This window comes from Sphaerospermopsis aphanizomenoides BCCUSP55, from assembly GCF_001586785.1.
Classification (GTDB): domain Bacteria; phylum Cyanobacteriota; class Cyanobacteriia; order Cyanobacteriales; family Nostocaceae; genus Sphaerospermopsis_A; species Sphaerospermopsis_A aphanizomenoides_A.
Genome location: NZ_LUFH02000032.1, coordinates 1 through 15,032 on the forward strand (window position 1 = coordinate 1; position 15,032 = coordinate 15,032).

15 protein-coding genes are annotated in these 15,032 nt (G+C 37.1%); 10 read left to right on the plus strand and 5 right to left on the minus strand.

Annotated features, from left to right (window positions below; all coding sequences use genetic code 11):
• Positions 1–337 precede the first annotated feature (337 nt).
• The 4 genes from A0J48_RS10140 (at position 338) to A0J48_RS10150 (ending at position 2,203) form a co-directional block, all read left to right on the plus strand.
• On the plus strand, positions 338–565 hold the full coding sequence (locus A0J48_RS10140) for a helix-turn-helix transcriptional regulator (protein ID WP_200322739.1): 228 nt from the start codon (positions 338–340) through the stop codon (positions 563–565).
• Positions 558–755, plus strand: a complete 198-nt coding sequence (locus A0J48_RS26860; RefSeq protein WP_234300828.1) for a hypothetical protein — start codon at positions 558–560, stop codon at positions 753–755. Before A0J48_RS10140 ends, A0J48_RS26860 begins: the two co-directional genes overlap by 8 nt.
• A 187-nt stretch (positions 756–942) precedes the next feature.
• Positions 943–1,173, plus strand: a complete 231-nt coding sequence (locus A0J48_RS10145) for a hypothetical protein (protein WP_200322742.1) — start codon at positions 943–945, stop codon at positions 1,171–1,173.
• A 223-nt stretch (positions 1,174–1,396) separates the two neighbouring features.
• On the plus strand, positions 1,397–2,203 hold the full coding sequence (locus A0J48_RS10150; RefSeq protein ID WP_200322821.1) for an Rpn family recombination-promoting nuclease/putative transposase: 807 nt from the start codon (positions 1,397–1,399) through the stop codon (positions 2,201–2,203).
• A gap of 101 nt (positions 2,204–2,304) precedes the next feature.
• On the opposite strand, the gene dnaN is transcribed toward A0J48_RS10150, so the two are convergent.
• Positions 2,305–3,837 (minus strand): DNA polymerase III subunit beta, encoded by a 1,533-nt coding sequence (gene dnaN / locus A0J48_RS10155; protein WP_200322744.1) that lies wholly within the window; start codon positions 3,835–3,837, stop codon positions 2,305–2,307.
• Positions 3,838–4,261: 424 nt separating this feature from the next.
• On the opposite strand from dnaN, the gene A0J48_RS10160 reads away from it, so the two are divergent.
• On the plus strand, positions 4,262–4,882 hold the full coding sequence (locus A0J48_RS10160; protein WP_234300829.1) for an SAM-dependent methyltransferase: 621 nt from the start codon (positions 4,262–4,264) through the stop codon (positions 4,880–4,882).
• Positions 4,883–5,532: 650 nt separating this feature from the next.
• Here A0J48_RS10160 and A0J48_RS10165 read toward each other — a convergent pair.
• Entirely contained in the window at positions 5,533–6,930 is a 1,398-nt protein-coding gene (locus A0J48_RS10165; RefSeq protein WP_200322746.1) for an ATP-dependent DNA helicase, read from the minus strand.
• Positions 6,931–7,503: 573 nt separating this feature from the next.
• Here A0J48_RS10165 and A0J48_RS10170 point away from each other — a divergent pair.
• The 3 genes from A0J48_RS10170 to A0J48_RS10180 all read left to right on the plus strand — a co-directional run bounded on the left by A0J48_RS10170 (position 7,504) and on the right by A0J48_RS10180 (position 9,215).
• Positions 7,504–8,166 (plus strand): acetoacetate decarboxylase family protein, encoded by a 663-nt coding sequence (locus A0J48_RS10170; RefSeq protein ID WP_200322748.1) that lies wholly within the window; start codon positions 7,504–7,506, stop codon positions 8,164–8,166.
• A 94-nt stretch (positions 8,167–8,260) separates the two neighbouring features.
• Entirely contained in the window at positions 8,261–8,719 is a 459-nt protein-coding gene (locus A0J48_RS10175) for a hypothetical protein (protein ID WP_200322750.1), read from the plus strand.
• Between the two features lie 202 nt (positions 8,720–8,921).
• Entirely contained in the window at positions 8,922–9,215 is a 294-nt protein-coding gene (locus A0J48_RS10180) for an HNH endonuclease (protein WP_200322752.1), read from the plus strand.
• 479 nt (positions 9,216–9,694) lie between these two features.
• Here A0J48_RS10180 and A0J48_RS10185 read toward each other — a convergent pair whose 3' ends face one another.
• Positions 9,695–10,249 carry a hypothetical protein gene (locus A0J48_RS10185; RefSeq protein WP_200322754.1) on the minus strand — a complete coding sequence of 185 codons (555 nt, stop codon included), beginning with the start codon at positions 10,247–10,249 and terminating at the stop codon, positions 9,695–9,697.
• A gap of 168 nt (positions 10,250–10,417) precedes the next feature.
• Here A0J48_RS10185 and A0J48_RS10190 point away from each other — a divergent pair, with 168 nt between their 5' ends.
• Together A0J48_RS10190 and A0J48_RS10195 are read left to right on the plus strand one after the other, a co-directional pair.
• A complete protein-coding gene (locus A0J48_RS10190; RefSeq protein WP_200322756.1) occupies positions 10,418–10,723 on the plus strand; it encodes a hypothetical protein in 306 nt (101 codons plus the stop codon).
• Positions 10,724–10,727: 4 nt separating this feature from the next.
• A complete protein-coding gene (locus A0J48_RS10195) occupies positions 10,728–11,693 on the plus strand; it encodes a tyrosine-type recombinase/integrase (protein WP_137669152.1) in 966 nt (321 codons plus the stop codon).
• A gap of 358 nt (positions 11,694–12,051) precedes the next feature.
• Here the strand turns inward: A0J48_RS10195 and A0J48_RS10200 are convergent, their stop codons facing one another.
• Both A0J48_RS10200 and A0J48_RS10205 read right to left on the minus strand, forming a co-directional pair.
• Positions 12,052–13,221, minus strand: coding sequence for a hypothetical protein (locus A0J48_RS10200; RefSeq protein ID WP_200322758.1), 1,170 nt, complete (start codon positions 13,219–13,221; stop codon positions 12,052–12,054).
• Positions 13,205–15,010: a CHAT domain-containing protein gene (locus A0J48_RS10205; protein WP_200322760.1), complete on the minus strand. Its 1,806-nt coding sequence runs from the start codon at positions 15,008–15,010 to the stop codon at positions 13,205–13,207. Before A0J48_RS10205 ends, A0J48_RS10200 begins: the two co-directional genes overlap by 17 nt.
• Between the last annotated feature and the right edge of the window lie 22 nt (positions 15,011–15,032).

Sequence of the window (15,032 nt, forward strand, 5' to 3'; positions counted from 1 at the left end):
ATTCAGCTATCAGTAATCAGCTATCAGCTTTTGTTTTTATTGAGATTGAATTAGTAATAAGATGCAGATTTTTATTAATTTACACAATTTTTAATTTAATAAGAGCAAATTACAGCCTAAAATTGATATTCTTCAGCTACTTGCTGACTGCTGAATGCTTATTGACAATTTAGTGTTTTCTTTTCAACTTTCTTTATCCCCTATAGCCTTAATATACAGTCCTTATTGCTCCTAACATGATAGTAAGGTGTTTATGGCTGCTTCTTGTATCCTGCTTTGTAGTGCTAACTATTTAGCGTTAATAATTTCCTGCTATACTAATAATATCAATTAATTCATGCAAAAAATTTACATCTCAAAAGTCGCCCAACTGCGAAAACAAAAAAATCTAACTCAGCGCCAACTAGCTGATTTAGTTGGAGTAGATCCTTCTACTGTGCGTAACTGGGAGCGAGAGCGAGGAGGGATAGAAACCTTCGTGAAACTGGCCAAACTTTGCAAAACATTAGATTGCACTATTGAGGATTTGTTTGATGAAGTGCAGAAAGTTAAGGAGGATGACTAGCTTTTTACCTGTTAATTTTATCACCTGTGTCATTGCTGATCAACTAGAGCGATTCTCCTGTTTACGGTTTTGGAGGCTATCGCTGTTCACCAATGTAATCACCTTTGAAAGAGTGCCAGGGGGAATCGCCAAACCCCTGAATATGCAAGGTTTATGGCATTTTACTAGAGTATATGGACAATACCCCTAGTAAAAATAGGGAACAGTCACAGATATCCCCTAGTAACAGCCCTAGTAATTTACTAGGGGATATCCCGTTAAACCCTAGTAATTCCGATTTCTCCCCTAGTAATCAAAGCCCTAGTAATTTACTAGGGGATATCCCATCAAACCCTAGTAATTCCGACTTCTCCCCTAGTAATGACAGCCCTAGTAAAATGCGCCGGCATAAAGGAGAAGGTAGCGGAAACATCCACTGGCGCACGATCAGCAAAAAAGGCAAAGATTACCCACAGGCTTATTATCATTTTGAGTTTTGGACTCAGGGCAATCGCCTGATCAAATCTTCTAAGTACATCCCTAAGCGGTTAATACATCGAGTTGAGCAGTTAGAAAAACAGAAAGCACCCGTTAAAGACATTTTGCAAGTCTTAGGTGTAGAATTGTAAGCATTCAGATGTTAGCATTAACCATATAGAGTTTTAAGTAAAATAGACTGATTTATCCAACTGTTTTCAGCCAAATTTACTGATACCAGAAATCACACCTGTTCTCTATCAAATTTAGTTCTGTCTAGCCCTATATGCGATTTATTTGCTGATATCTAGGAGGATGTTTTAAGTTTTTCAAACCACATTTTTAATTTCTCAAAAATTCTGGTAAAATTATTTGATGTTTGACAATCTGTGTAAATTTCTTGTAGAAAACTTTTCTAGCGACTTTGCTACTTGGTTATTAGGTGAATCCATAGTCCTAACTGAGTTAAGTCCGAAAGAACTATCTTTAGAACCAATTCGCGCTGATGCTCTTATTCTTCGACAATCAGCAGAAATAGTCTTGCATATTGAGTTTCAGACTCAACCAGACAAGAACATTCCTTTTCGCATGACAGATTACCGTTTGCGGGGGTATCGCCGCTTTCCTAACAAGCAAATGCGTCAAGTAGTAGTTTACTTGCAAAAGACTGATTCAGAACTGGTTCAGCAAACCACATTTACTTTAGAAGAAACATTTCATCGTTTCCAGGTAATCCGCTTATGGGAACAACCGACAGAAACATTTTTGCAAACCCCCGGTTTATTGCCTTTTGCTGTTTTAAGCAACACTGATAATAAAGTCAACACTTTGCAGGAAGTGGCAACTGTCATTGATAACATCACCGACAAACAGATGCAAAGTAACCTAGCGGCATCTGCATTTATCTTAGCTGGGTTAGTATTAGAAAAAGAAGTGATTCAGCGTTTGCTGCGGAGAGATATTATGCGTGAGTCAGTCACTTATCAATTATTGGTAGAAGAAGGACGGGAAGAAGGACGGGAAGAAGGACGAGAAGAAGGACGCTCAGAAACTGTTCGACTTGTTGCTGTCAATATGCTCAAGGAGGGTATGTCTATTGAAGTAGTTGCCAAAGTAACTGGTTTAACAGTTGAACAGGTAGAACAATTACAAACTACAGAAGCAGAAAACTCAGGTAATTGAGTACAAATCGTATCTAATGCCAACTACCTACACTGTACCTTTATTCAGGTCAGTGTAGGCTTGCAAGCTGATTTTTGTCAGTATGTGACAGTTAATAGTTATTAAGCTTTTGGAATATAAAGTGGTAGCAAGAAATGACGCATAGACATTTCCACATCTGGATTTGGTCTGTCTCCATAAGGAACTAACATAGCCGGATGATCGGATTGCTGTAAGTGCATTTTGATACTCGTACTAGGAATAGCTTTAGCAGCTTCTATCAGATACTTGAGATTAAACTGAATATTCAACATCATTTCTGATGGTAAATTAGCAACAATCACCAAATCCCCTTTACCAAATTCCCGTTCAATAGATAACCGTAATTGCTGTAAACTGCCATCAAACTGCAAATAAATTCCTAGTGCTTTCTTATCCGTTAATACAGCTAACCGTTCCAGTGCTTTAACCAACGGTGCTTTTTCTAAAATCACCTCTTTTTCAAAACTAAATTGAGCTAATAATTGTTCACAATCAGGATAAATTCCTTCCAGAACTGGACAGCTAAGAATGACATCTTGCCAAGCCAAACCCAAACGATTACTTTGGGCATCATACAGCATATTTATTGATTCTACATCATCACCTAAATTTCGTGCTATTTCTCTTACCACACGACCAGGCAGAGTAAATTTAATCATCTCGTCAGATGTAACTTGTTGACGTGGTTTTCTACCAATTCCTTGAGTTGAAAGTTCAGTAATAGCAACTCGATGTCCATCAGTACCTATCAACTTTAATTTCTCCTGTGTAAGTTGAACATGAACTCCAGTCACAATATATTTATTTTCATCAGTGCTAACTGCATAAAGCACACTTTTCAAACCATCTTTGAAAACGATTGTTGGCAAAGAAACAGGAGTAGTATCAATGATATTAGTAGGTGGAAACTCCTCAGCACCGATACCTTTAATTTCATATTTACCATCGGTATCAGATATACTAAGAGAATATATCCTTGTTGACTGCTCCTCTTCTGTCAGATGTATTATTTGAGTTTGACTATTCAGAGAAATATTACCATGAGGACAATGCTTGACTATCTCAAATAACATTTGCACTGGTACAGTAATTTCACCCTTTAATAACACCTGCGCTGCAAAACTCGCTTGAATTGTTAATGCTAAATCTGTGACAGTTAGATGTATTTGTTGTGTTTCAACATCTGCAATAATTAGGACATTGGCAAGAATAGGATGACTCGGTTTAGCTGGTGTAGCACAATGGACTAAAAACAGCGCATTGTAAAATTTAGTTTGTTCACAAATCACGTCCATTCCTAATTCTATAATTGGTTGAGGAGTTGATTCTTTTTTTGGTGATTTTTTCTTAGTTCGCTGTTTTTGAATTGTTCCATCTGAAGTGTCAGAATTAATAGAGGTAGATTTTTTCTTTTTACGTACAGGGATTTCTGTGCTATTTGTTGATACTCCATCTTCTATTTCAGTAGTAGCAGCATTTTTAGTTTTTGTCTTTTCTATTTGAGTACCAACAGTATTTGTTTGTTTTGCCTTTTCTGTTTCAGTAGTAGCAGCACTTGTTTGTTTTGTCTGCTTTGCAGTTTTTACCTTTTGTTTTTGCGCTGTTTGAGTCATGATCCTTTATCTCTGATTGCATCATGACTATAAGACTGCGATAGCAGAAACAAATTTTATGAATCTATAAATCAATTTTTCAAGCGATCATTTAATCTATAACCATAACTAATAATTTACAGCATATCCGAGGTTGATGAGGTACAGTAAAAGATTGAATTTAGGTGTTATAATTACCTTTTGAAATTGGTGTAACTCACTGAATTTTAAAATGCTGTAACTCTAGTAATACTAAATGCCAAGTAAAAGTTTAACCAACTTAAAATAGTTATAAAATCAGGATTTTTATCTCAGGCTTTTCTCACGGTTGGGATAGGATTGCTATAGTAGACTAGGATAAACTCCTAAATATAACTAAATCCGAAAAAGTATAAAATTAAATGAAGTTGTGCCTTGGGGTAGAACACTGCAAGAGTATAAGCTAATGTTTAATCTATCTGAAACAGACCTGAACAAGAAAATTCTGGGCTGTGGTGATGGTCCAGCCAGCTTCAACGCTGAAATGACAGAACTGGGATATTCAGTTATTTCTATTGACCCCATTTATGATTTTTCTGAAGACCAAATTAGACAACGAGTTCAAGAAACTTATGAACCAATTATATCCCAGGTAAGACAAAATGCAGACCGCTATGTTTGGAATAATTTTCATGATGCACAACAACTTGGTGACGCTCGTTTGGCAGCAATGGAGAAATTTTTACTGGACTATGAAACTGGGAGAAAAGCAGGACGTTATTTATCACAATCTTTACCCAAATTAGAATTTGGTGATAATCAATTTGAACTATGCGTTTGTTCTCATTTACTCTTTCTTTATTCTGACCAACTATCTCTCGATTTTCACATTGCATCTATTTATGAACTCTTGAGAATCGCAAAAGAAGTGAGGATTTTTCCCTTAGTTAAACTTGATTGTGAACCATCACCTTATCTTGAACCAGTATTTAATCTCTTTTCTATTCAACAGTTTAATATCGAAATACAACCCGTTGGTTATGAATTTCAAAAAGGTGGAAATCAAATGTTGAAAATAAAGAGATAATCAGGACTTACGCTAACAAAATTTATCATTGCATCTGTAACTTAATGGAGGGAAGCAATAGCAAATTTTTATGATATTATGTTTTCATAATACCCTGCGGGTAAGGTCAACGCAATGATGTAATTACAGCAAAATATGGCTTACGCCACGCTACGCTATCAGGAGTCAGTTTAGCAGTGCTTTACTCGTACAGGAGTAAAAGTGGCTTTGTGTATAGGTTTCAATTTAGATTTTGTACCTCATTGATCTGCAATCTGCTGTATGTACATTATACTTGTGTAAGTCCTAATAATTCCTAACTATTCCAACAATTCTCTACCTTGTAAATTACAGAGATACAGCACTTTTGGAGTAAAGGAGGTACACCAATTTTAGAAGGTTGTTTTAAAACTTCAACTTCAATCGGTTACTGTACCTCATAAACCTCGAATCTGCTGTAAGTAATGGGAACGCGGTATGGAAAATGTGTAATTTATCTCAACTAAATTATTAGTGATTCCTACCTAAACAATACGAAAATGTGAAAGCAAAAACCTATGTATCGAAACGTGCTAATTGAAAATTAAACCACGCAACCACAAAGAAACTTGCGCTACTCTCAAATTTCAAAATATGGTTATTTTAGTTGAGGATTCTTAGCCGTTTATAGATTACCGGATTACCAAAATACGCTGTCTAGCTCGTGAACTAGCAACATAATACAAACGATTAAACTCCTTAATTTTAGCTAGAATTGATTTGTTATCCTCTCCCCGTTCTGGATTCAATCGCTTACTCAAATCTTGTCCATCAATACCTGCTTCTAAGAAAGTGCTACCTTGACTATTATGCACAGTTAATGCAAAGCAATTTCTGATATTAGCAAACTGCTCTAAATGTTTATAGTATTGCTTCCACAGGAAAGGATTACGTTTGGCACTTCTGAGCAACCGTTGAGTTTCTTGTTTAAATCGTTTCTCTTCATCTTCATGTAAAACGTAAATTTGACGCACAATTGCTTCATCTGTTTCTACTTTCAATCTCCAAGCATCATAGTTGTTATAACGTTCTGCCAACACATCTACAACATTAAATTCTGTAGATGTAGAAAGAATGGCAGTTTTTCCATCAGGTGCTATCACCGGATCTCTAGTAATTAATCTTTCCCCAGGAATAAATCTGTTAGCATTCTTCCCATACAAATATGTCCGAATTTGTTGATTATAAAAGTCAACTTGGGCATTAGTCCATGATAAAATACGGAAACAATCTGGATTATGCACAAATTCTTTAGACATCTTTTTGCACGCATACCGCAGTAAAGTTTGACGTTTTACCATGAGCGAACCGTTGCTTTTATCAGGTAAATATTTAGCAAAGGGATTAAATGGTTGTTTACTTTGAGTAACTGCATAGCGAGCAGCAGTAACAAACTCTAATAAAGGACTATCAATTCCTTGACGGACAACTTGAGTTAATACTGCTTTATTTGCTACTTGAAAGCTGAGAGATTTTCTTTCATTGACTGGATTTAATTGTGCAGGGTCGCCCATGAGAATAATTTTGATTTGTGTCCAGGGTGATGATTGATTAGCAACATTTTCAATCCAATGCCACAGTTGTTTGCCAATCATGGAACATTCATCAATAAAGACAACATCAAATAAATTGATGTAGGATGGTCCTATCTGCTCCAGTATTTTCTCTTTACCTCTAGTCACCATTCCTAATCCTAGTAATTGGTGAATTGTAAAGAATTCTACGTTAGTTACTCCATTTTCTGCTGCCATCCTTCGCAGTACACCTACTGCTTTATTTGTGGGTGCAGTTAATACAACTTTTTTACCTGTAGCTACCAGCACTTTTACAAGTTGGAATACTATGGTTGATTTCCCAGTTCCGGCAAATCCTACTAACAGAAATAAAGCAGCAGTGACGGTTGGTTGGACAAATGTCCACATTTTATCTAAGGCTTTTTGCTGCTGTTGAGTAAATTGAAATGGAAAAGAATTTGTGGTCAGGAAATTAGGAAGTGTTTCTAGCATAGTTGCTTCGTTAATTCCATTCATTGATCCACTCAATGCAGCGTTAGCTGTTTGGTTAATTCAAAACTACACTCCTTTTAGTATCAAATATTTAACAGGGGTGTAAGAGCAGTCATAGCAAGGTTATTTAATTCTAGATTTAAGCAACGAACGAATTTAGGTATTTTCAGCCGCCGTGAGATAGAATCCCTGAAGGTTAAAATAAAGCATTATCGTAAATACATAAAATGTCAAATTTTAGAATGAAACAGCCGAGGCAGTCAGAGGTAAGTCTCTGAAGCAATTAATTTGGGGAGTGATATCATGTCTCCCCTTCAGCACTTGCGATATACAGCAGATTCGAGGTTTATGAGGTACAGTAACCGATTGAATTTCAAGTTTTAAAACTACCTTCTAAAATTGGTGTACCTCATTTACTCCAAAAGTGCTGTAAATTGTTTGTGCAGAAATCCAAAAATTCTTTTTCCCCCTGCATCTTGCCCCCATGCGGTTTCTTAATGATAATAAGTATTTAACCGGTGATGATATGATACCTGGGAAATAGAGATGAAGTGGCATCAGAGATTAAAATAAAAGACGTAAGCATTTTCCAGAAATATGACATATCCAAATGCTCCTTGGAAACTTGAAGGCTATGCCATTCAAACCTTGCACTTAGTTGATATCAAGCAAGCTGTTTCTTTTGTTCCCTCCGAATTAGAGATTGTTTCCCTTTTACCCGCTAAAACTTTGGCGGGAACTTATGTATCTTCCTATGAAGCTGGTTCTTTATTGGAATACAATGAATTAATTGTAGTTCCAGCTTTTGTACGCTATCAAGGATATATTGGTGCTTGGATTTCCCATATTTATGTAGATAATGAAGATTCCGTAGCTGGAGGTAGGGAAATTTGGGGATTACCCAAAGAAATGGCTGAATTTAGCTGGGATAATCATGGTAAGGTTAGTGTTAAACAAAACCAAAGGGAGTTATACCAACTGTCTTATAAAAAAGACTGGTTGAGCTTATCTACATGGTGGAAACAAGAATTGAGAGGTAATGCTTTCGGCGGTTTAGGTTCTGAGTTACTATATTTTCAAAATAGTTTTCAGTCTCAAATAAGCTTATTAAAATCTAATTTAGAAATTCCCCAACACAGCCCTTTTGCTTCTTTAGGTTTAGGTCAGCCTTGGTTAACTGTAAAATTGCAAAAGTTAGAATTATTGGCTGGTGTACCCAAATTACTTGGTAATGAAGTCATTAATTTGAGTTATAATTGATTGTTAATACGGAAATTGAAACCTCTATCTTATTTGAATAAAAATTTTAGAAATACCAACAGGATGTAATTATGGCAATGAAGTCCAGGGATTTATGGCTAACGCCACGCTACGCGAACAGGATTTGATGAAACAAGGGCAAAGTTCCCAAGATAAGCGGAAAAATCTGGAAGCACAGAGAAAAAAAATGTCAGAGGTTCTGGAACAGTTCGTTGAACCTTATGTTGAATCTTTGGAACTTTATTCATTTCGTTCCGATACACTTCCCAATTTCGATGTGACCCATTATGAGAGTTTATTGAATATAGCTGCGATGGCCTGGAATATGGCATTTCTAGAAGATATAGAAGATACAGAAGCTCAGGATAAGGCCAGACAAATGATAGATGAATTCTTAGAAAGATTTGTTCTTCCAGCAGGTGTCAATATTCAGGATCAAGCTAGAAAAATGATTGAGAAACTAATTGCCAGGGAAATAGTGAGAATCAAACCAAAAGATGTACAATCAAATTACTTATATTATCAAAAAAAACAAGGTCAATATTTTATATAATCTGTTTCACCGAAATAGATCATACTGCTGCAATTAACAGATGACCTGATGGATTTTTTGAACAATGATAAAATGATTTATCATCTTTGATATAATCTATCAATAATTATCGAACATCAGTAAAATCTTCACAATAAAACCCACAAAATGTTATATTGAGATGATAATAGTAAAACATTGAAATCCAGTTTAAACAGTTGTCATGCGATATCCAAAACACTGGAAAGAATTAGCTAGAGATATCAAAGAAAAAGCTGATTGGCGTTGTCAAAAATGTGGTCGTGTCTGTTTACGTCCTGGTGAAAAACCACCTGACAATATTAAACCCCGTGCCTATAACCTCCAAGTTCATCACCACAATATGATACCAGCCGATAACAGAGTTGAGAACCTAATTTGTCTCTGTAGTGGATGTCATCTAGGATACCATAGAGGAGGTAAGGGTAACGTTTCTCCTGGTCAGTTGTCATTATTTGATATGTCGGGGTTTTCTTAGAGGAAAGTTTTGATAGCTGTTCTTGGGCGATCGCTTCGCTCTCCAATACTGTTCGGTTTCGTAAGGGATACGCCGTAGGCATTGCCTTTAGGGTGTAGCCCATCGCCTATTTTTAGAGAGAACCCCAAGACTGCGGAAACAAATAAGCAGCTAATCGCCACACCCATTGTCAATATTATTTTTATATAGTACAATTGAACTATGTTTGCGAAAAAATTGGTAATCACAGTCCCCTGGTGTAGAAGGGGATTTTTTGTATCAAAGCAGTAAATTTAGGTGCTTAACAGCTTAGAAATAAATTCCAATTAAATTGATAACAGTCATTTAACTTTAGATTGAGACATTAAGCTAAACAATAACCACGGAAATTTAATCTTCCAAACAATTGGACTGCCTTGGTTATCCTAGAATCATTATCTACAGAACCTATCACTTTTTGTCTCATTTTTAATCATTTTTAAGTTAAACAACTATATTTACTATTGCCTCACCGGATAAAACAACCCATCACTAACCTGAAATTTCCATCCTAAACTACTGGGGTCACGATTCCTAGACCAGCTAATAAATTCCTTTTCGCTTTTGGTTTCCCATTCATTCATTAAACTCTGTTGTGTCACCCCTAACCGCATGGCTAAGTTCTCCGGTGCAAAAGAATTGATTTCTACTGGTTGCTGATATTGGTATGGATACGCTGAACGCCGGGTAAGAGAGTTACCACCACTGTATCTGCCAGAAGCAAGCGATCGCTCAATCTTTTCTAAATGTTTACCAATGATTTCTAATTTACTGGCCAGCAGTTCATCTTGTTGAGAAAGGTGAGTAGAGAGTGATTCTAGCTTCTCCTCCACCTGCTGTAACTCGGTAACTGGTAATTCCACGCTGCTATCAAACTGTGCTATCACTTCCTGTAACGCTTCCAGTAACGCCGTTGTGTGTCCTTCGCGGTGGATTTTTGATAGTTGCCGTACTACAGAAATTAGTACAGTTGGCACGCGGATCATCTCGCTGGGCGGGGTTTTATTGATAGTCATGATATCTGTGCTTGATATCGAATATTGTAACGGAAATGGTATGTGGGTTCGCACATAAGATGAAATTTGAACAACGAAGTTATAAGGGTTTGAGGCAACAAAATTCGCGCATAAAATGAAATCGGTTGTGAGGCAGGGGTTTGAGCCAAATAGGTATGAAGCCGAGATTTGAGTAATTTTCTGCAAGATGGTCTGGAAACCCCTGCCCTGTCTGGTTTTGATGTTACTTTCTTCCTCAAAAAAGCCGTTATTTACAACGTAAAATCAAGCCTTCTCAAATCATTTTGCAGGTTTTTGGTCACATCTTGTCTTTACCCCATATTGAAACAACGTCAAATCAATGGTTTCAAACATCGCTTCACATATCTTTACAACGTGTCCCATTCTGCACATACCTCGGTGGCGGGCTGGCTGGGCGGTCAGGTGGTGCAGATCAATGCTAAAGTAATTATCGAAAAGAGATGTTTTCGATAATTATATGCAGCCACCCCAAGAGTCAAATTCACTCGCTAAGGTGAACCCCTTTGCCATTACCGCTGAACGCGATTTGTTGGCAGAATTGTTGGTGGGCAAGCGTAATAAAAATACCCGTCATGAATACGCTAAAGATTTAAATAAATTTTTCCTGTCTGTGTGCGGTCAACAACCAACTCCCGCTTTGGTGGGACAATTTCTGCAAATGGATAGGTACTCGGCTGTAACGCTGGTTTTGCGCTACAAGGCAGAGTTGGTTGATTTGGGTTTGAAGGAAGCTACTGTTAACCGCCGCTTGGCGGCGATTAAGGCGTTGGTGAACTATGCTTATAAGGTGGGTAAGTGTGAGTGGACGTTAGCTGATATCAAGAGCGAGAAAATTCAACCTTACCGAGATACTTCGGGTATTACTCCTGAAGCTTTTAGAAAAATGCTGTCGATACCAGACCGGGAAACTATTAAAGGTAAACGGGATTATGCACTGCTGCGGTTATTGTGGGCTAATGCTCTGCGACGGGAGGAAGTTTCTCACTGTAATATTGAGGATTTGGATCTGGAATTACGGACTTTGAGTATTTTGGGTAAGGGTAAGGGAACTCAGAAGGAAAATGTTGATTTGCATCCTAAAACTTGTGATGCTTTGCAAGATTGGTTGTGGACAAGGAAGGAATTAGATATCAAGCAACCGTTGTTTATTTCTCTGCGGCCTCACTACGGACATCGGCTGACGGGGGATGGTATTCGCAAGATTGTGGTGAAGATTGCTAGTGTGGCGGGGATTTCTAAAGTTGTCAGCCCCCATAAAATTAGACATTCATCGGTGACGGCGGCGTTGGATGCTAGTGGTGGGGATGTCAGGAGTGTGCAGAAGTTGAGCCGCCATGCCAATCTGAATACTTTGATGATTTATGATGATAACCGCACTAAAGCCCAGGGGAAAATTACTGCTTTGTTGGAAGATTTGGTTTGAATTAATTTTCATGTTGGTTTAGTCAAGTAATACCATTTTGGATTGTGAAATATAGATGGTATTGAGCCGAGATAGAAGTAAGTGCGATTCATTCGTAACTTTCTGCATGCCTGCTCATTTAGCCCCATTCACCACAGTTAAATTTAATTGAGCGGTTTTGGAAGTTTATTATAAATGAATGTTTGTACTCTAAATACTATGCTACTTTTAGTGATTTTAAAGCAGCAATCTCTAACTGTATTGTCACTGCAAACACTGATAAAAAAGAAAAGCTAGATAGCTTATTGACTCTCAATTTTCAGGCATTTAAAAAAGTCCAGGTTTAAACCGTTTAGAGTATACTCTAGTCATATATGTTTTACTGATTTGGGTTTATATTTGCAAAGTGGTCTCGGAGTGAGCGATGAATAAATATATATCCACCACCCACTTTTTGAAGAAATATTATTTCAGTGGCATAATCTAAGAAAGCAGCATAATTCCAGGGAGTACATTTAGAGATATAAGCAACAAATCGTAAATTAATATGTTGTAAACAAGCTATTCCCGCTTGAGTAAGACCGAAAAATAAACCAGCAATAATACCAGCAATAATGAGATTTATATTGCTGATTTGATTTTGTAGAGAACTTAAACTAGTAATTATTGACAATAATCCTTTTGTTTGGAAGGCCGCAGGTATACCTAATCCCACAGCACCAATAATTGAAAACAAGATTGTATTCTTAATTGATTGCCATATACCTTGATTAGGAAACGTAGTTTTTTCTAAATTTGGTCCTTGAACGCCAAAAATCATGCTAATTAATAAGCCAACTATTAAAAAAACATTCATTCCTGTGAATTTCCAAGTTACTAATCCAGCAATTATTCCCCCAATTAGTGATTTAGTGAAATTCTTAATTGACCAATTTAATGTTTCCACAGGTTCTATTTCACAGGAAACTTTACCTATTGTTAAAGCTGCCCAAATTGCACCTATCATAGCAAACAAGAGAGCCAGTATAGCTGCTAATAATAATCCCCACAACCCTTCAAACAGTACACCAATGGTTAACCAAATAATCATCCCAATTAATAAGCCACCAATGCTACCAAAACTTAGACTAAAAGCTAAGGAATATAAGAATCTTATCTTTTTATTGGTTAACCAATTTGGTTGCATTCTCTCAATGAGAAATATAGTTTGAGAACGCTGTTGCATTTTCCTGGCCAACCAAATTAACCATTTTAAACTGGGTGATTTTGAGTACAATTCTTCATATTTTTGGCTATTTTTAGGATTTATATTTTTTTGATGACGATAAAACATCCTCTCAATATACCGATTAAACAAATCTTTGCGTCTTTCTGCTAATGGCATCTTTGAAATTTGTTTTTCAGAAAGATTCCGGTATACGAGAGTCATTATATTAAGTGTTAAAGGTGATTCTGTTAAGTCCTGCAACACTTCATCTGTTTCTAAAGCAGCTCTCAATCCTTTAAATTCATTAGAACCAGCATCGGCTTTGCTAAAGATAGTCTTCAATTTGTTGATCTGTTAACGGCTGAACGTAGATAGCTCCCTGAAATTGAAGACGGCTTTTGAGTGTTTCGTAATCTTGAACACGACTGCATACTACTACTTCTGTTTTTCCGTGTTGTTGAATGAATTGGTTAATAGCGTAAATGCAGGAATCACGCCTATCTCTCCTCACTTCATCTAATCCATCCAACATTAATTGCAGTTTTTCTGTATTAATCCATTGCTGACTGAGAGTTTTAGAGACACGATATTTTTCATTGAGTTCTTGTACTAACCATTCATCTAAAGTTTGTTTTCCGCCTTTCCAGTTAGATAAATTAACAATAACTGGTATGGGTAATGTATTATCTTGATCTGCATGAGTAATTAAATCTTCTGCTAGTTCTAGCAATGTTGTAGTTTTGCCAGATCCTGGTTTTCCTAAAATTAGCAGTGTTCCACCTTTACCCATTTCATTCAAAATATCAATTACCCTTGTACCGGGAGCAAGTTGCTGACGGAGTTGTTCTGGTGTTTCCCACACCATACCCCAGGGATGGGTGATCGCATCCAAACGTTCTTCTAAACCCAATTCAACCCGTAACCTACCATGCAAAGATTTTTCTAACACTCCTTCCACCCAATAGGTTCTAACTTTATCTAATAAGGCGTTTTCATCCTCTGGCCGTTGTCTGCGACGTTTTTGAGAACGGAAACCTTCTCGAAGTTCATACCATGTAATAGGCAATTGGGCGGGATTTTGACCAATTACTGGCAACCAAGCAATTCCTGGGTATTTTTCGTGCCAATTCTCGTGTAATGCTTGTCTTGCGATACGTACAGAGGTATATAAAGATTTCCCGCGAGAATAGGCTTTGAGAAAGTTCCGCAAAAAATCTGGTGCTACTTCATCGGGCAAGTTTTCGCGCATGACAATTACTTGGGGCATTTGCAACCTTGCCATTTGTCGTGCTAGTCCCAACCCATTACAGGAGTTGAAGATTGCTAATTTTAAACCGTGAGCGATCGCCTCTATTAAACTGTCTTTAAGATCATCCAAGGAAATTTTGAGCTTGTCTGTCAGCTGCAAGTAGCCAATTTCTTCCTGTGTATGACTATGACCAGCGAAAAATAGCATATCCCAACGGTGCGATCGCAAAGCTTTCTGAATACTCTCTAAACTCAATTCTTCTATTTCTGCACCAAGAATAACTGCCTCTACACCAGGTAACTGTTGAATTTCTCGACAATCAAGATTTACAGCTAAATCTGAAGCATCCTCTGTACCTCGATGTCCTAAAATTACTAAAATATTTACCACATTTTTAGCAAGAGAGGATAAAATCTGTAGTTCTTCAAACTCTGGTAAACTAATTGCTACTTCTGTTTTAGGCGTATTATTAGAGAACCATTCCCATAAATGCCAGGGTAAACGTTGAGCTTCCAAACTATCTGTCTGAATAATAAACCGCACTTCATCACTCAAACGGAGATGCTTGTGTAAACCATGTACAATTTTTTGCCATTCTTGATGAGGTGAATTGAGCCAAGCGTTAAAATCGGCTGTAAAATTCGAGGCTAGTACACCACAGTCTACTTTACTTTTTTTAGGTTTAGGTTTAGCACCTCGTGTAAATCTAATTGTGTTAAAGCCTTCCTGCCAATTTTTATATTGTTCGTATATTGAAGGATTTGCTGGTAATTTGCCCTTAAATCTGACAAAAGGTGCAGCATTTTCCCGTCCAATTTGGACAGTAACATTAAACCCGTGGCGTAAATCTCCTTGTAAATCAAAGCTAACTACCTTGTCCATTACTTAATTCTGTCAATCTTGA